Origin of the sequence: Streptomyces sp. NPDC005485 (assembly GCF_040606085.1) — a bacterium.
Classification (GTDB): domain Bacteria; phylum Actinomycetota; class Actinomycetes; order Streptomycetales; family Streptomycetaceae; genus Streptomyces.
Genome location: NZ_JBEXDZ010000117.1, coordinates 1 through 17,083, shown reverse-complemented (window position 1 = coordinate 17,083; position 17,083 = coordinate 1). Strand labels below are relative to the sequence as shown.

The following is a 17,083-nucleotide window of genomic DNA, read 5'->3' as shown; positions in this document are numbered from 1 at the left end:
TGCTCCGGAAGGGCCGTCAGAAGGCGTACGGAGCGGGGCATTCCGGAGGGTCGTGGAAGCCCGTACCAGCAGAACAGCATCCCTTCGGGGTGTCCGGCGGCGCGTTGGGCACCCTCCCCGCGCGACCCCAAATTGCGTCCAGTAGGGTTTGGTCCGCATAAACATCCAAACCCCTGCCCGACGCAGGGCGGCGACCGACCAGCGAGGCCGCAGCCAACCAGCGCGGGCGAGACTCTCGGGAAGGCGCTACGTGAGTCCCAACGGCTCCGACCGCTCGCCGCGGCGCCCGATGCGGCGGAAGCTGCTGCAGGCAATGACTGCGGGCCTGGTCCTGGCGACCGCCACCGGTTGCACATACAAGGACTTTCCCCGCCTTGGTATGCCCACCCCGGTCACGGAGGAGGCTCCCCGGATCCTCTCCCTGTGGCAGGGATCGTGGGCGGCCGCGCTCGCCACCGGCGTGCTGGTCTGGGGCCTGATCCTGTGGGCGACCATCTTCCATCGGCGCAGCCGCACGAAGATCGAAGTTCCCCCGCAGACCCGGTACAACATGCCCATCGAGGCGCTGTACACGGTGGTCCCGCTCATCATCGTCTCGGTGCTCTTCTACTTCACGGCACGCGACGAGTCGAAGCTCCTCGATCTCTCCAAGAAGCCCGACGTCACTGTGAACGTCGTGGGCTACCAGTGGAGCTGGGGCTTCAACTACATCGCGAACGTCGACGGTTCCACCGGTGACGCCAAGACAGACAAGAACCTGGACGCGATTCCGGACCGGTTCAAGAAGGACTTCCCGGCGAACGCCGGCGGTGTCTACGAGGTCGGCACGCCCGGCGAGCGCAATCCGGACACGCACAACCCGGGTCCGACCCTCTGGCTCCCCAAGGGCAAGACGGTCCGCTTCGTCCTCACTTCGCGTGACGTCATCCACTCCTTCTGGGTGGTGCCGTTCCTGATGAAGCAGGACGTCATCCCGGGCCACACCAACTCCTTCCAGGTGACCCCCAACCACGAGGGCACCTTCCTGGGCAAGTGCGCCGAGCTCTGCGGCGTCGACCACTCCCGGATGCTCTTCAACGTGAAGGTCGTCTCTCCCGAGGCTTACGAGGCTCACCTCGCCAAGCTCGCGAAGCAGGGACAGACCGGTTACGTCCCGGCCGGCATTGAGCAGACGGGCCACGAGAAGAACCGGGAGACGAACAACCTGTGAGCATCCTCAACGAACCTCAGGGTGCCGCGGCCGAAGACTCGTACGAGAACGAGCTGCCGGTACGGCGCAAGCAGCCCGGCAACGTCGTGGTCAAGTGGCTCACCACCACCGACCACAAGACGATCGGCACGCTGTACCTGGTCACGTCCTTCGCGTTCTTCTGCATCGGCGGCGTCATGGCGCTGCTCATGCGCGCCGAGCTGGCGCGCCCGGGCACGCAGATCATGTCGAACGAGCAGTTCAACCAGGCGTTCACGATGCACGGCACGATCATGCTGCTGATGTTCGCGACGCCCCTGTTCGCCGGTTTCACGAACTGGATCATGCCGCTGCAGATCGGCGCGCCCGACGTGGCGTTCCCGCGGCTGAACATGTTCGCCTACTGGCTGTACCTGTTCGGCTCGCTGATCGCGGTGGGTGGCTTCCTCACCCCGCAGGGTGCGGCCGACTTCGGCTGGTTCGCCTACAGCCCGCTGTCGGACGCGGTCCGCTCGCCGGGCATCGGCGCCGACATGTGGATCATGGGTCTGGCCTTCTCCGGCTTCGGCACGATCCTCGGTGCGGTCAACTTCATCACCACCATCATCTGCATGCGCGCGCCCGGCATGACCATGTTCCGCATGCCGATCTTCGTGTGGAACGTGCTGCTCACCGCCGTACTCGTGCTGCTGGCCTTCCCGGTCCTGGCTGCCGCGCTGTTCGCCCTGGAGGCGGACCGCAAGTTCGGTGCGCATGTGTTCGACGCCGCCAATGGCGGGGCCCTGCTATGGCAACACCTCTTCTGGTTCTTCGGCCATCCAGAGGTGTACATCATCGCCTTGCCCTTCTTCGGGATCATTTCCGAAGTGATCCCGGTGTTCTCGCGCAAGCCGATGTTCGGTTACATGGGCCTGATCGGCGCCACCATCGCGATCGCCGGTCTCTCCGTGACGGTGTGGGCTCACCACATGTACGTCACCGGCGGTGTGTTGCTCCCGTTCTTCTCCTTCATGACGTTCCTCATCGCCGTGCCAACGGGCGTGAAGTTCTTCAACTGGATCGGAACGATGTGGAAGGGCTCGTTGTCCTTCGAGACACCGATGCTCTGGGCGACCGGCTTCCTGATCACCTTCACCTTCGGTGGTCTGACCGGTGTCATCCTGGCGTCGCCCCCGATGGACTTCCACGTCTCGGACTCGTACTTCGTGGTGGCGCACTTCCACTACGTGGTCTTCGGCACCGTGGTGTTCGCGATGTTCTCCGGCTTCCACTTCTGGTGGCCGAAGATGACCGGCAAGATGCTCGACGAGCGTCTGGGCAAGATCACCTTCTGGACGCTGTTCGTGGGCTTCCACGGCACGTTCCTCGTCCAGCACTGGCTGGGCGCGGAGGGTATGCCGCGCCGGTACGCGGACTACCTCGCGGCCGACGGCTTCACCGCCCTGAACACGATCTCGACGATCTGTTCGTTCCTGCTCGGCCTGTCGATCCTGCCGTTCCTCTACAACGTGTGGAAGACGGCCAAGTACGGCAAGAAGGTCGAGGTCGACGACCCGTGGGGCTACGGCCGTTCGCTGGAATGGGCCACCTCGTGCCCGCCGCCGCGGCACAACTTCCTCACGCTGCCCCGGATCCGCTCCGAATCCCCGGCGTTCGATCTTCATCACCCGGAGATCGTCGCCATGGAGCAGCTTGAGCTCAGCGGCCACGGTGCCGGCGCCCTCGCGGGTGGCAAGGAGGCCGGCAAGTGAAGATCCAGGGCAAGATGTTCATCTGGCTGGCCGTCTTCATCCTCGCCATGGCGATCGTCTACGGCGTGTGGTCGAAGGAGCCTGCCGGCACCACGGCGCTCTTCCTGGGCTTCGGCCTGAGCGTCATGATCGGCTTCTACCTGTCCTTCACGGCCCAGCGTGTCGACGCCGGTGCCCAGGACAACAAGGAGGCCGACGTCGCGGACGACGCCGGTGAGGTGGGCTTCTTCAGCCCGCACAGCTGGCAGCCGCTGGCCCTCGGCATCGGTGGTGCGCTCGCCTTCATGGGCGTCATCTTCGGCTGGTGGCTGATGTACTTCTCGGCACCGGTCATCATGATCGGCCTGTGGGGCTGGGTCTTCGAGTACTACCGCGGTGAGAACCGCACCCAGTAGCACGCGCTGAGCGCTCTGGAGCCCGGACACTCCGTCAGGAGGGTCCGGGCTCCCTCTTTTGCCACACACGCTGTCCCTCGTCCGAGTTACCCACCGCGCCGGTGCTGACGAAGCTCCATAGCGTGAGTCCATGAGCCACTCACCGCGAATCCGCACGGTCGTCAGCTGCACCACGCTGGTCGTCGCCCTCGGCGCGGGCGCCACCGCCTGCGGCTCGGGCGGCCAACCCCTGTCGGCCAAGCCGTACGACGCGGCAGGTCAGATCTCCTTCAACAGCCCCACCGGCGGCGGGAAGAAGGTCGACCCCGACAAGCCCCTGGAGATCACCACCGAGGGCGACGACGGGCGCATCACCGACGTGACGGCCACGGACGCGACCGGACGGTACGTGGCGGGCGAACTCGCCGCCGACGGGGGCCGCTGGCACAGCACCTCCCCGCTCGCCGCGGGCGCCCGCTACACGGTGCGGGTGAGCACGGAGGACGACGACGGCGCCCCCGGCCGCAAGGTCGTCACCTTCGACACCAGCACCCCGAAGACCAAGAAGCGCCTGAAGGTGACGTTCGGGCCGCAGAAGGGCAAGTACGGCGTCGGCCAGCCCGTCACCGCCGAACTCAGCGCCCCCGTCAAGGACAAGGCCGCCCGGGCCGTCGTGGAGCGCGCCCTGCGCGTCGACTCGACGCCCGCCGTGGAGGGCGCCTGGCACTGGGTGGACGACAAGACGCTGCACTACCGCCCCAAGGACTACTGGCCCGCCAACTCCACCGTCCTGGCGCACAGCAACCTCTCGGGCGTCAAGGTCGCCGAACGGCTCTGGGGCGCCGACGTGAAGCCCCTGAAGCTCACCATCGGCGACCGCCTCATCGCGGTGACGGACGCGTCCTCGCACTCCATGACCGTCTACAAGAACGGCAAGGAGATCAACGAGATCCCCGTCACCACCGGCAAGCCCGGTTTCGAGACCCGCAACGGCGTCAAGGTCGTACTGGGCAAGGAGTACTTCGTACGGATGCGCGGTACCAGCATCGGCATCGCCGAGGGCAGCTCCGACTCGTACGACCTGCCCGTGTACTACGCCACCCGCGTGACCTGGAGCGGCGAATACGTGCACGCCGCGCCCTGGTCCGTGGGCGAGCAGGGGTACGCCAACGTCAGCCACGGCTGCACCGGGATGAGCACCAGCGACGCCGAGTGGTTCTTCGACCACGTCCGCGAGGGCGACATCGTGAAGGTAGTCAACTCCAACGGCGACACCATGGACCCGTTCGGCAACGGCTTCGGCGACTGGAACCTCGGCTGGAAGAAATGGCGCACCGGCAGCGCCCTTCTGAAGGGCACGCCGGACGGTCCCAGCCCGGCGGACAGGGCCCGCCTGAGGCCGGAGAGTGTCTGAGGCGCCCCGCAAGGGGCGCGGGGAACGGCGCGAGCAACCAAAGACTGCCCGCGGTCGCCGGACGGCGGGCAGTCCCGAACCCTCAGGCGCTCAGCGCCGCCCTCCGACGGAGCAGAGAGGCCAAGGAGGCCGCGAACTCCACCGGATCGACCGGCAAGGTCACCGCGGCGTCCGCGCGGCTCCACGTGGCCAGCCAGGCGTCCTGTGGGCGGCCGATGAGGACGAGCACGGGCGGGCAGTTGAAGATCTCGTCCTTGATCTGGCGGCAGACGCCCATTCCGCCCATCGGAACGGCCTCCCCGTCCAGGACGCAGACGTCGATGCCGCCCCGGTCCAGTTCCTTGATGACGGCTGCGTGTGTCGCGCACTCGATGAACTCGACCTGAGGCACGTCGGCGGCCGGCCTGCGGCCCGTCGCGAGCCGTACCTGCTCCCGGGTGTTGGAGTCGTCGCTGTAGACCAGCACCGTGGCGGTCGGCTGCATTGTTCCTCCGCGCATCTAGAAGACACAGTTTCCGCGACTTTGGCGTCGTACGGGCGTGAACCGATGCGCGGATGCTACTCCTCCGGACACCTCGTCAACCACGGTTCGGACAGGGCTTCGATGGGCCATACGGGCAGGACACACGCCGCGGACACTCCGAACGGCACCCCCCGGGGTGAGGGCGGGATAAGCGACCGACATAATGTCGGTCGTGGCGACAGCAACGACAGTAGAAACAGGGCACGCGCACCCGTCGGTCAATCGGCCGAACCTCACCAGCGTCGGAACCATCATCTGGCTGAGTTCCGAGCTGATGTTCTTCGCGGCCCTCTTCGCGATGTACTTCACCCTGCGATCGGTGACCGGGCCGGATCACTGGAAGGAAATGGCGTCCAGCCTGAACTTCCCGTTCTCCGCGACGAACACCACGATCCTGGTGCTCTCCTCCCTGACCTGCCAGCTCGGCGTGTTCGCCGCCGAGCGCGGGGATGTGAAGAAGCTCCGGGGCTGGTTCATCGTCACCTTCATCATGGGTGCGATCTTCATCGGCGGTCAGGTCTTCGAGTACACCGAACTGGTCAAGAAGGACGGGCTCTCGCTCTCCTCCGACCCGTACGGCTCGGTGTTCTACCTGACCACCGGCTTCCACGGTCTGCATGTGACCGGCGGCCTCATCGCCTTCCTGTTCGTCCTCGGCAGGACGTACGCGGCCAAGAGGTTCACCCATGAGCAGGCAACCGCCGCCATCGTCGTGTCCTACTACTGGCACTTCGTCGATGTGGTCTGGATCGGCCTCTTCGCCACGATCTACATGATCAAGTAATCGGGCGAACCGCCCGAAACATCCAGAAGCACCGACGCAGAAGATCCTGACACCGGGGTAATCCGTGAAAAAGCTCTCCGCACGACGACGCCATCCGCTGGCGGCGGTCGTCGTCCTACTCCTCGCGCTGGCATGCACAGGGGGGCTGTACGCCGCGTTCGCACCCGCGAGCAAGGCGCAGGCCGATGACACCGCCCAGTCCCTCGCCATCGACGAGGGCAAGAAGATCTACTCCGTGGGCTGCGCAACCTGCCACGGAACCGGCGGTCAGGGCACCTCCGACGGGCCGAGCCTGGTGGGGGTCGGCGCCGCGGCGGTCGACTTCCAGGTCGGCACCGGCCGTATGCCGGCCCAGCAGCCCGGTGCCCAGGTGCCGAAGAAGAAGGTCATCTACTCGCAGGCCGACATCGACCAGCTCGCGGCGTACATCGCCTCGCTCGGCGCCGGTCCCTCGGTTCCGACGAAGAACCAGGTCAGCCCGGAGGGCGCGGACATCGCCAAGGGCGGCGAGCTCTTCCGCACCAACTGCGCGCAGTGCCACAACTTCACCGGCAAGGGCGGTGCGCTGACCCACGGCAAGTTCGCGCCGGACCTTGAGGGTGTGGACCCGAAGCACATCTACGAGGCCATGCAGACCGGCCCGCAGAACATGCCGTCCTTCCCCGACACGACGCTGTCGGAGAAGAACAAGAAGGACATCATCGCGTACCTCGACGCGGTCAACGGTGACGACACCGAGAGCCCCGGCGGCCTCGAGCTGGGCGGTCTCGGACCGGTCAGCGAGGGACTGTTCGCCTGGATCTTCGGCCTCGGCGCCCTGATCGCCGTCGCCGTCTGGGTCGCCGCTCGGACCGCAAAGGCCAAGAAGTCATGAGTAGCCAAGAGATTCCAGAAGAGAACCTGCCGGTAGCGCAGGACGACGAGCACGGTCACGGCACGGTCGCCGTCGCGGACGAGAAGAACCCGTTCGCCGACCCCGGCCTGCCGCCCCACGAGCACCGTGTCCAGGACATCGACGAGGAGGCCGCCAAGCGCTCCGAGCGCGTGGTCGCCTTCCTGTTCACGCTGTCGATGCTGGCCACCGTGGGCTTCATCGCCTCGTACGTGGCGATCCCGAACGACAGGGCGATCTACGTCTTCCCGATCGGGCACATCAGCGCGCTGAACTTCGCGCTGGGAATGACCCTCGGTATCGCGCTCTTCACCATCGGCGCGGGGGCGGTCCACTGGGCCCGCACCCTGATGTCCGACGTGGAGATCGCGGACGAGCGTCACCCGATCGAGGCCCCGCCCGAGGTCAAGGCCAAGGTCATGGCCGACTTCAGGGACGGCGCAAGGGAGTCGGCGCTCGGCCGCCGCAAGCTGATCCGCAACACGATGTTCGGCGCGCTGGCCCTGTTCCCGCTCTCCGGCGTCATGCTGCTGCGCGACCTCGGCCCGCTGCCCGGCACCAAGCTGCGTCACACGCTCTGGTCCAAGGGCAAGCTGCTCGTCAACATGAACACCAACGAGCCGCTGCGTGCCTCGGACGTCGTGGTCGGTTCGCTGACGTTCGCCAAGCCCGAGGGCCTGGAGGAGCACGACGAGGACTTCCAGAAGGAGATCGCCAAGACTGCCCTGATGATCGTCCGGCTCCAGCCGGACAACATCAAGGACAAGAAGGAACTCGAGTGGTCCCACGAGGGAATCGTGGCCTACTCGAAGATCTGCACCCACGTCGGTTGCCCGATCTCCCTGTACGAGCAGCAGACGCACCACGTCCTCTGCCCGTGCCACCAGTCCACCTTCGACCTCTCCGACGGTGCCCGAGTGATCTTCGGCCCGGCCGGTCACGCCCTGCCGCAGTTGCGCATCGGTGTGAACGCAGACGGCTACCTCGAGGCGCTCGGCGACTTCGAAGAGCCCGTCGGTCCTGCATTCTGGGAGCGCGGATGAGCACTACCACCACCTCCGACTCGCGTTCGCGCGAGAAGGCGCCCGCCGGTGAGCGGGTGGCCGACTGGGCCGACGGCCGTCTGGGGATCTACTCCCTGGCCAAGTCCAACATGCGCAAGATCTTCCCCGACCACTGGTCGTTCATGTTGGGTGAGGTCTGCCTCTACAGCTTCATCATCATCATCCTCACGGGTGTGTACCTGACGCTGTTCTTCCACCCCTCGATGAACGAGGTGGTGTACGACGGCAGCTACGTCCCGTTGCAGGGTCAGCTGATGTCCGAGGCGTTCAACTCGACCATGCACATCTCCTTCGAGGTGCGCGGTGGTCTGCTGATCCGGCAGATCCACCACTGGGCGGCGCTGATCTTCCTCGCCGGCATGTTCGTGCACATGATGCGCGTGTTCTTCACGGGTGCGTTCCGCAAGCCCCGTGAGGTCAACTGGCTGTTCGGCTTCCTGCTGTTCGTCCTGGGCATGTTCACCGGCTTCACCGGTTACTCGCTCCCGGACGACCTGCTCTCCGGAACCGGTGTCCGCTTCATGGAAGGCGCGGTCCTGTCCGTGCCGATCGTCGGCACGTACCTGTCGTTCTTCCTCTTCGGCGGAGAGTTCCCGGGCGGCGACTTCGTGGCCCGCTTCTACTCGATCCACGTACTGCTGCTGCCGGGCATCATGCTCGGCCTGGTCGTCGGCCACCTGATCCTGGTCTTCTACCACAAGCACACGCAGTTCGCGGGCCCCGGAAAGACCAACAAGAACGTCGTCGGCATGCCGCTGCTGCCGGTCTACATGGCCAAGGCCGGAGGCTTCTTCTTCCTGGTCTTCGGTGTCATCGCGGTCATCGCGGCGATCGCCTCGATCAACCCGATCTGGGCCATGGGTCCCTACCGTCCGGACCAGGTGTCCACCGGCGCCCAGCCCGACTGGTACATGGGCTTCTCCGAGGGCCTGATCCGTGTCATGCCGGGCTGGGAGATCAACCTCTGGGGTCACACGCTCGTCCTGGGCGTGTTCATCCCGCTGATGATCTTCCCGCTGGTCCTGGTCGCGATCGCGGTCTACCCGTTCATCGAGTCCTGGGTCACCGGCGACAAGCGCGAGCACCACATCCTGGACCGCCCGCGCAACGTCCCGACCCGCACGGCCTTCGGTGCCGCGTGGATCAGCTGGTACTTCGTCCTGCTCGTCGGTGGTGGCAACGACCTCTGGGCCACGCACTTCCACCTGTCGATCAACTCGATCACCTGGTTCGTCCGGATCGCGTTCTTCGTCGTACCGGTGCTCGTGTTCATCGCCACCAAGCGGATCTGCCTCGGCCTCCAGCGTCGCGACCACGACAAGGTGCTGCACGGCCGCGAGTCGGGCATCATCAAGCGCCTGCCGCACGGTGAGTTCGTCGAGATCCACGAGCCGCTCAGCCAGGACGCGCTGCACACCCTCACCGCGCACGAGCAGTACCGGCCCGCCGAGATCGGCCCGACGGTCGACGAGAACGGTGTCGAGCGCAAGGTGAGCGGCACGCAGAAGCTGCGCGCCAAGCTCAGCAAGGGCTACTACGGGGAGAACAACCAGATCCCCAAGCCCACCGTCGAGGAGTACAAGGAGATCACGAGCGGCCACGGCCACCACTGATCCCCGCCCAGCGGTACTGATCGCCACGGCAGGAGCCCCGTCCAGTTCATGGACGGGGCTCTTTGCCGTCCGCGGCCCTGGATAGGGTGGACCCAGCTTGTACGTGTCTACGAACCCAGGAGCGGCAATGAGTGCTGTGACCCCCGCTGGAGGCGACATCGCGGCGGGCCGTTCCTGGCCCGAGGTGCTGAACGGCCTCCTCGACGGCCGTGACCAGAGCGCGGACCACACCGCCTGGGCGATGGACCGCATCCTGCGCGGCGAGGCGACCGACGCCCAGATCGCCGGCTTCATGGTCGCGCTGCGCGCCAAGGGCGAGACCGTCGAGGAGATCACCGGGCTCGTCCGGACGATGTACGAGCACGCGAACGTGATCGAGGTGCCGGGCGAGACCGTCGACATCGTCGGAACGGGGGGCGACGGCGCCAAGACCGTCAACATCTCCACCATGTCGGCGATCGTCGTGGCCGGTACGGGCGCCAAGGTCGTCAAGCACGGCAACCGCGCCGCGTCCTCCGCGTCCGGCTCCTCCGACGTACTGGAGAAGCTCGGCGTCAACCTGAACCTGAGTGTGAAGCGGGTCGCCGAGGTCGCCGAGGAGGCCGGGATCACCTTCTGCTTCGCCGTGAAGTTCCATCCGGCGCTGCGTCATGTGGCCGCCGCACGCGGCCAGTTGGGCATCCGTACGACGTTCAACGCCCTTGGCCCGCTCACCAACCCCGCCCGGGTGAAGGCGCAGGCCGTCGGCGTCGCGGACCCCCGCATGGCGCCCATCGTGGCCGGCGTCCTCGCCGAGCGCGGCAACTCCTCGCTCGTCTTCCGCGGTGACGACGGCCTGGACGAGCTGACGACCACCGCCACCTCCCACGTCTGGGTCGTCAGGGACGGCAAGGTGCGCGAGGAGTCCTTCGACCCGCGCGACACCGGCCTCGCCCTCGTCCCCGTCGAGGCGCTGGGCGGCGGCGACCCCTCGTACAACGCGGAGGTCGCCCGACGGCTGCTGAACGGCGAGACCGGCCCCGTACGGGACGCGGTGCTGCTGAACTCGGCGGCCGCGCTGGTGGCTCTCTCGCCGGGCGACGGAACCCTCGCGGACCAGCTGCGCGCCGGAATGGAGAAGGCGGCCGAGGCCATCGACTCCGGGGCCGCCAAGCGGGTCCTGGAGCGGTGGGTGGCGGCCAGCAACGCCTGAGCCGTACGCGATGTGACGCGAGGCGCAGTCCGGATCCTGGACTGCGCCTTGCGCGTCGAAGATCGTGTGGCAAGATGCTGTACCAGGTCATGAGCGACAGTCATGAGGCCCCGGCCGACTGTCCGGCAACCCTCCGTCCGTGGCGGGGTGCCCCGGGTGAAGACCAGGCCGTAGGCAGCGAGGTCTACGGCAAGCGCGGACCCTTGCGCACTCATTTCGAGTGGCGCATCCCTGGGGTCCTGGTCCTCAAGGGAGCAGTCTCGTGAGCAAGCGAATGCGATAGGGCTTTTCGGAGCCCCTTTTCCGCACCCTTCTTTTCACCTCCTCCTGCGCTGAGCCATACCCGTCGACGGGTGCTCGCGCAGTGACTTCGCCTGCCTCTCACGGGAGTTCGCCATGTCTGTCTCCATCGCTGCCATCGACCAGACCCTTTGCACCCCTCTGCCCGTTCTGGGCCGGGATGTGACCGTCCCGCTCGTCACCGGTGGCGAGGTCACCTACGCCGCCCTCGACTACGCGGCCAGCGCCCCGGCGCTCCAGCGGGTGTGGGACGACGTCGCCGCGTACGCCCCCTACTACGGCAGCGTGCACCGTGGCGCCGGGTACCTCTCGCAGCTGTCCACCGACCTGTTCGAGAACGCCCGCGTGACCGTCGCCGAGTTCCTGGACTGTCGTGAGGACGACCAGGTCGTCTTCACCCGGTCCACCACCGACTCCCTCAACCTGCTCGCCGCCGCTCTCCCGGCCGACTGCCAGGTCTTCGTCTTCGAGACCGAGCACCACGCCTCGCTGCTGCCCTGGCGGGACGCCCGGGTGACGTACCTGAACGCCCCGCGCACCCCCGGCGAGGCCGTCGCCACCCTGGAGCGCGCCCTCGCCGACCGCGACCCCTACGGCCCGGCCCTCGTCTGCGTCACCGGCGCCTCGAACGTCACCGGTGAGCTGTGGCCGGTGCGCGAGCTGGCCGCCGCCGCCCACGCGCACGGCGCCCGCATCGTCCTGGACGCCGCGCAGCTCGCCCCGCACCACCCGGTGTCCGTGCAGGACCTCGACGTGGACTGGGTCGCCTTCTCCGGGCACAAGCTGTACGCGCCCTTCGGCTCCGGCGTCCTCGCCGGCCGCTCCGACTGGCTGCGTGCTGCCGAGCCGTACCTCGCGGGCGGCGGCGCCAGCCGCAAGGTCGCGCGGCGCGAGGACGGGGGAGTGGACGTCGAGTGGCACGACACGGCCGCCCGCCACGAGGCCGGTTCCCCGAACGTCATCGGCGTCTACTCCATCGCGTCGGCCTGCAAGGCCCTGACCGAGGCCGGCTTCGACACCCTGGTCGCCCGCGAGCAGCAGCTGATCGACACGGTCCGCGAGGGCCTCGCCGAGGTTCCCGAGGTGCGTGTGCTCTCGCTGTTCGGCGACGACGCCCCGCGCGTCGGCGTCCTCTCCTTCGTCGTCGAGGGCTGGAACAGCTCGCACTTCGCCGCCGCGCTCTCCGCCGAGTACGGCATCGGCGTCCGCGACGGCCTGTTCTGCGCGCACCCGCTGGTCCGCACCCTGCTGGGCAGCGACCCCGGGACCCAGGGCGAGTGCGGTGCCCCCGAGGCGGCGCCCGGGGAGAAGTCCCTCAACGCCATCCGCGTCAGCTTCGGCGCCGGTACGCCCGACGAGCACGTGGAGCGTTTCGTGCGCGCGGTGAAGGAGCTCGTCCGCGACGGTGCGCGGTGGCAGTACCGGACCGAGGGCGGGCGCTGCGTGCCGGCGGTCTGAGCCTTTGTGAGGCGGTGTTCAGCAGGTCAGGAGTCCAGACCGATCGCGAACGCCGCCTCCAGGTCGTGCTGGGAGTACGTACGGAACGCGACGTGGGTGTCGGTGGCCTCGACGCCGGGGATCTTGCTGATCTGGCCGGGGATGATGTCCGCGAGGTCGTCGTGGGCCTTCACGCGGACCATCGCGATCAGGTCGTAGGTGCCGGTGACGGAGAAGACCTCGCTGACGCTCTCCAGCGCGGCGATCGACTCGGCGATCTCGGGGATCCGGTCCACGCTGGTCTTGATGAGGACGATCGCGGTGATCACGGTTGGTTCTCTCCCTCGGGGGCCGCTGCTGAGGCCTTCACTCTAGTGGTTGGGCCGAATCGGACCCACGCGTAGACGAAGCCCAGACCGAAGCCCACCAGGTGGGCCAGGTAGGCGACGCCGGGGCCCTGGGCGGCCCGGCCCGCCGCCAGCCACTGCAGGGCGGCCCAGAAGGGCAGGACCAGCCAGGCCGGGAAGCGCAGCGGCAGGAAGAACAGGAACGGGAAGAGACTGGTCACCCGGGCCCCGGGGAACAAGTACAGGAACGCGCCGAGGACCGCGGAGATCGCCCCGGAGGCGCCGACCAGTGTCTGGGCGGAGCCGGCGTTGGCGGCCGCGTACCCCAGCAGGGCCAGATAGCCGCAGCCCACGTAGAAGAGGGCGAACTCGATGTGGCCCATGCGTTCCTCGGCCATCGCCCCGAAGACGTAGAGGAAGAGCATGTTGCCCAGCAGATGCAGCCAGCTGCCGTGCACGAAGAGCGCCGTCGCGGGTGTCAGTGCGGCGCGCGGGGCGCCGCCGAGCAGCTCGGCCGGGACGACGCCCCAGCGCGCGAAGTAGGCGCGCTGCGCGGCGAGCAGTTCGTCACCGGTGCCGTAGACGGGATTGAGCCCGGCCGCCGGACCGATCACGAAGATCAGGCAGCACAGGACGATCACTGCGTACGTCATCGGCGCCGGCTGCCGGCGGAGGGCTCCGCCGACCGCCGCACCCCAGCTGCCGCCCCGGTTGCCGATCATGAACAGAGCATGGCGTAACGGGACCGAACCGCACAGACCGCCTCGCCGCCGTGGACAGCCGAGCGTCGAGTCCCCGCCAGGCCGTAGGGTAACGAGCCACACGCACCGGGCGACCGGTTCGGACGCACACTAGAAGGAAAGCGACCAGCCACGATGACGGTTCCCCCGCCCACCGCCGAGACCCGGTGGCGCTGCACCCTCTGCGGCAATCTGACGCGTTTCGACGTGACCCGCTCGTCGAAGGTCGTCGAGTACGTACACCTCGACCTGGCCGGTGAGCCGAACGTCGAGGAACGTGAGGTGGTCAGTGAGACCATCGAGTCGGTGCGCTGCCGCTGGTGCAACGCCGTGGATCAGGTGGAACTCGTGGACAGGCCGGGCGCCGGCTCCTGAGGGAGCAGGCCCCGCACAGGCATTGGGGTGACGGATGGTGGAGACCACAGGCGGGGAGCCGGACGACGGCACCGCTGAGGTGCTCGACCGTCCGCTGCCCGACGGCGTGCGCCGCCGTGTCGTGCAGATCGTCTCTGACGGCTTCGGCGGACTGACCGTCGCCGAACTGCCCGCTCCGCTGCGGCAGTATGCCCGGTTCACCCCGACCCGCCGGGCCAAGTTCGCGGGCAACGCGATGGCCGCGGCGCTGGAGACGGACCCGCTGTTCAGACAGCGGATCGCCGAGAAGCTCCGCGAGGCCCAGCCGGAACTGGCCGCGGCCCTCGACTCGGCCGCGCCGCCCCCGGCCGCCGACCCGCTGGACGTGGCGGCGGCCGCGTACGTGCTGCGCCCCACCGGCTGGGTGAAGCTGGTGACCGCCGCGGGCGAGGAGGCCCAGCGGGCGGACGCCGAGCGCGCCGACGAGGAGAGCCGGGTCGAGCTGGAGCGGCTGCGCGAGGAGCTCGCCCAGGCCCGCGACCAGACCCGGGCCGAGACCGAACGGCTGCGCACGGAGCTGGAGTCGGCGAAGAAGGAAGCCGATTCGCTCCATCGCAAGCTGCGCAGCGCCTTCAGCGACGTCAAGCGCGGCGAGGCTGCCGTGCGCAAGCTGCAGGCCGAGATGGACGCCCTGCGCACCGACGGGCAGACCCAGATGTCGGCCGCGGAGAGCGAGACCCGGCGGCTCAAGGCGCGGCTCAGCGAGGCCGAGGCGACGCTGGAGGCCACCCGCAAGGCCGCGCGCGAGGGCCGCAGCGTCGAGGACATGCGCGTACGGCTGCTGCTGGACACCGTGCTGGACGCGACGCAGGGGCTGCGCCGTGAACTCGCCCTGCCGCCGGTTTCGGTGCGCCCCGCCGAGACCGTCGACGCGGTCGAGCCGGGCCGTATGACGCCGAAGGACATCGCCACCCGCGCCCTGTCCGAAAACGATCCCGCGATCCTCGACCAGCTCCTCGCGCTGCCGCAGGCGCATCTGGTCGTCGACGGCTACAACGTCACCAAGACCGGCTACCCCCAGATGCCCCTGGAGAAGCAGCGGCTGCGGCTGCTCGGTCAGCTCTCGCAGCTCGCCGCGCAGACCGGCGCCGAGGTCACCTGTGTCTTCGACGGGGCCGAGCTGGCCGCGCCGGTGCTGCTGGCGCCGCCGCGGGGTGTGCGGGTGCTGTTCTCCAAGCCGGGTGTCACCGCGGACGAGTTGATCCGCCAGCTGGTGCGCGCGGAGCCGCCGGGCCGGCCCGTCATCGTCGTCTCCACCGACCGCGAGGTGGCCGACGGCATCGCCAAGGCGGGTGCGCGACCGGTGGCTTCGGTGGTGCTCCTCAAGCGCTTCTCGCACGGCTGACCGTCTGCGGCGTACGTCTCATAGGCAACGTACGCACCATGCGTAACCTCTGGGCTTGATGCCCGAATTGGTGGGGTCTTCACGCAACGTAGCGTCAAACGCGCATTACCGCTCGTGAGTTGAGTGTAAAGAATGCGCTCGGTGACCGAGATTTTTCACCTGAGGATTTGAACTGATCACAGGAAGGTCACTAGGGTCAGCCCTCGAACCCCCGCTCGGGTGATCACTCATTGGGAGTGACGGCGGAGGTGCACCGCCCGTCGGGGTATCGGCAGGCGGCTGGAGGAAGAAGGAGCTCGCCTTCGTGGCGTCCCACCGTCGACCCAAGCAGCCGAGCCGCACCCGTGTGACCGTGCTCACCACCGCCGCAGCCGCTGCCGTGGCTTTCAGCGCGAACGCCGCCAACGCCGCGCCGAGCGAGAAGCCGAGCAAGGACGAAGTCAAGTCCAAGGTCGACAAGCTCTACGAAGAGGCCGAGAAGGCCACGGAGAAGTACAACGGCGCCAAGGAGAAGCAGGAGAAGCTGGAGAAGCAGATCTCCACGCTCCAGGACAACGTCGCCCGCGGCCAGGAAGACCTCAACGAGCTGCGTGACGGCCTCGGTTCGATGGCCAGCGCCCAGTACCGCACCGGCGGCGTCGACCCGTCCGTGGCGCTCTTCCTCTCCTCCGACCCGGACGACTACCTCGACAAGGCGTCCGCGATGGACCAGCTGAGCAGTCAGCAGGTCGATTCGCTGAAGAAGGTCCAGGAGAAGCAGCGCTCGCTCGCCCAGCAGCGCCAGGAAGCCTCCGAGAAGCTCAAGGACCTCGCTGACACCCGTACGGAACTCGGCAAGAAGAAGAAGGAAGTCCAGGGCAAGCTCGCCGAGGCGCAGAAGCTCCTCAACACCCTGACGGCCAAGGAGAAGGCGGCCCTCGACGCCGAGCAGGAGCGCGCCAGCCGCGCCAGCGCGCGCGACGCCCTCGACTCCGGTTCGGGTTCCGGTTCCACCGCCCCCGCCTCCGGGCGCGCCGGTGCCGCGTTCGGCGCCGCCCAGAGCAAGATCGGCTCGCCGTACGTCTACGGCGCCTCCGGTCCCAGCTCCTTCGACTGCTCGGGCCTCACCTCGTGGGCGTACGCCCAGGCCGGTGTCTCCATACCCCGGACCTCCGAGGCCCAGGCCAACGCCGGTACCCGCATCTACTCGCAGAGCGACCTGCAGGTCGGCGACCTGGTCATCTTCTACGGCGACTTCCACCACGTCGGCCTCTACGCCGGCCACGGCCAGGTGCTGCACGCCCCGCACAGCGGCGCGGTCGTCCGCTACGAGGCGATCGGCAACATGACCTTCGAGTTCGGCGTCCGGATCGGCTGACCGCCGTCCGTAACCGAGGTTCGCCGCGCCGCCCAATCGGGCGAATTGCAGCACCTCGCGCTGACCCCACGCCCCGCCCATGACCTGCGTCATAGGCGGGGCGTCACTGTGTGTGCCCGCCGAGGTCGTTGGTCGGGACGTGATCGCACGGCTACTGTCTGGCGCGTTTCCCCCAACTCCGGGGGCACGTCAGCGGAAGGGAGTGCGACCGGTCGTGGGGTCCCATCGCCGCTTTGCACCATCCGGCCTGAGCAGGGGCCGTGGCGCCTCGGTGGCCTTCTCGGCCTGCTCGTAGAGGCGGTCCACCTCGGCCCGGGTGTCGTCCTGCGGCGCGGCGCCGGCCGGTA

General features: G+C 68.0%; 16 protein-coding genes and 1 riboswitch. Of the genes, 13 read left to right on the top strand and 3 right to left on the bottom strand.

All coding sequences use genetic code 11. The features are described 5' to 3' along the window. The first annotated feature begins 250 nt into the window (after positions 1–250). The 4 genes from coxB (at position 251) to ABZS97_RS31240 (ending at position 4,728) form a co-directional block, all read left to right on the top strand. Positions 251–1,210 carry a cytochrome c oxidase subunit II gene (gene coxB, locus ABZS97_RS31255; protein WP_356143083.1) on the top strand — a complete coding sequence of 320 codons (960 nt, stop codon included), beginning with the start codon at positions 251–253 and terminating at the stop codon, positions 1,208–1,210. Further along, positions 1,207–2,940: a cytochrome c oxidase subunit I gene (gene ctaD, locus ABZS97_RS31250; RefSeq protein ID WP_356143081.1), complete on the top strand. Its 1,734-nt coding sequence runs from the start codon at positions 1,207–1,209 to the stop codon at positions 2,938–2,940. Before coxB ends, ctaD begins: the two co-directional genes overlap by 4 nt. Next, positions 2,937–3,335, top strand: a complete 399-nt coding sequence (locus ABZS97_RS31245) for a cytochrome c oxidase subunit 4 (protein ID WP_356143079.1) — start codon at positions 2,937–2,939, stop codon at positions 3,333–3,335. Before ctaD ends, ABZS97_RS31245 begins: the two co-directional genes overlap by 4 nt. A 130-nt stretch (positions 3,336–3,465) precedes the next feature. After that, positions 3,466–4,728, top strand: a complete 1,263-nt coding sequence (locus ABZS97_RS31240) for an Ig-like domain-containing protein (protein WP_356143077.1) — start codon at positions 3,466–3,468, stop codon at positions 4,726–4,728. An 82-nt stretch (positions 4,729–4,810) separates the two neighbouring features. Here ABZS97_RS31240 and ABZS97_RS31235 read toward each other — a convergent pair whose 3' ends face one another. Next, a complete protein-coding gene (locus tag ABZS97_RS31235; RefSeq protein WP_356143075.1) occupies positions 4,811–5,212 on the bottom strand; it encodes a hypothetical protein in 402 nt (133 codons plus the stop codon). 202 nt (positions 5,213–5,414) lie between these two features. Between ABZS97_RS31235 and ABZS97_RS31230 the strand changes: the two genes are divergently transcribed. The 6 genes from ABZS97_RS31230 (at position 5,415) to ABZS97_RS31205 (ending at position 12,554) form a co-directional block, all read left to right on the top strand. After that, entirely contained in the window at positions 5,415–6,035 is a 621-nt protein-coding gene (locus ABZS97_RS31230; protein WP_356143073.1) for a heme-copper oxidase subunit III, read from the top strand. A 64-nt stretch (positions 6,036–6,099) separates the two neighbouring features. After that, positions 6,100–6,909: a c-type cytochrome gene (locus ABZS97_RS31225; protein WP_356143071.1), complete on the top strand. Its 810-nt coding sequence runs from the start codon at positions 6,100–6,102 to the stop codon at positions 6,907–6,909. Next, on the top strand, positions 6,906–7,970 hold the full coding sequence (locus tag ABZS97_RS31220) for a Rieske 2Fe-2S domain-containing protein (RefSeq protein ID WP_356143069.1): 1,065 nt from the start codon (positions 6,906–6,908) through the stop codon (positions 7,968–7,970). Before ABZS97_RS31225 ends, ABZS97_RS31220 begins: the two co-directional genes overlap by 4 nt. Further along, positions 7,967–9,604, top strand: a complete 1,638-nt coding sequence (locus ABZS97_RS31215; RefSeq protein ID WP_356143067.1) for a cytochrome bc complex cytochrome b subunit — start codon at positions 7,967–7,969, stop codon at positions 9,602–9,604. Before ABZS97_RS31220 ends, ABZS97_RS31215 begins: the two co-directional genes overlap by 4 nt. Positions 9,605–9,731: 127 nt before the next feature. After that, the gene (trpD, locus tag ABZS97_RS31210) at positions 9,732–10,796 is read left to right on the top strand and encodes an anthranilate phosphoribosyltransferase (protein ID WP_356143065.1); all 1,065 of its coding nucleotides are present in this window, start codon (positions 9,732–9,734) and stop codon (positions 10,794–10,796) included. An 85-nt stretch (positions 10,797–10,881) separates the two neighbouring features. Then, a riboswitch (SAM riboswitch) is annotated at positions 10,882–10,998 on the top strand. A 194-nt stretch (positions 10,999–11,192) separates the two neighbouring features. Continuing rightward, entirely contained in the window at positions 11,193–12,554 is a 1,362-nt protein-coding gene (locus ABZS97_RS31205) for an aminotransferase class V-fold PLP-dependent enzyme (protein ID WP_356143063.1), read from the top strand. A gap of 26 nt (positions 12,555–12,580) precedes the next feature. On the opposite strand, the gene ABZS97_RS31200 is transcribed toward ABZS97_RS31205, so the two are convergent. Together ABZS97_RS31200 and ABZS97_RS31195 are read right to left on the bottom strand one after the other, a co-directional pair. Beyond that, positions 12,581–12,862, bottom strand: a complete 282-nt coding sequence (locus tag ABZS97_RS31200; RefSeq protein WP_356143061.1) for an Lrp/AsnC ligand binding domain-containing protein — start codon at positions 12,860–12,862, stop codon at positions 12,581–12,583. Next, the gene (locus ABZS97_RS31195; protein WP_356143059.1) at positions 12,859–13,602 is read right to left on the bottom strand and encodes a rhomboid family intramembrane serine protease; all 744 of its coding nucleotides are present in this window, start codon (positions 13,600–13,602) and stop codon (positions 12,859–12,861) included. The genes ABZS97_RS31200 and ABZS97_RS31195 overlap by 4 nt, the downstream gene beginning before the upstream one ends. A gap of 153 nt (positions 13,603–13,755) precedes the next feature. Here ABZS97_RS31195 and ABZS97_RS31190 point away from each other — a divergent pair, with 153 nt between their 5' ends. The 3 genes from ABZS97_RS31190 to ABZS97_RS31180 all read left to right on the top strand — a co-directional run bounded on the left by ABZS97_RS31190 (position 13,756) and on the right by ABZS97_RS31180 (position 16,736). Next, positions 13,756–13,995 carry a hypothetical protein gene (locus ABZS97_RS31190; RefSeq protein ID WP_356143057.1) on the top strand — a complete coding sequence of 80 codons (240 nt, stop codon included), beginning with the start codon at positions 13,756–13,758 and terminating at the stop codon, positions 13,993–13,995. Positions 13,996–14,029: 34 nt separating this feature from the next. After that, positions 14,030–15,379: an NYN domain-containing protein gene (locus tag ABZS97_RS31185; RefSeq protein WP_356143055.1), complete on the top strand. Its 1,350-nt coding sequence runs from the start codon at positions 14,030–14,032 to the stop codon at positions 15,377–15,379. 304 nt (positions 15,380–15,683) lie between these two features. Beyond that, a complete protein-coding gene (locus ABZS97_RS31180; protein ID WP_356143053.1) occupies positions 15,684–16,736 on the top strand; it encodes an NlpC/P60 family protein in 1,053 nt (350 codons plus the stop codon). The last annotated feature ends 347 nt before the right edge of the window (positions 16,737–17,083 follow it).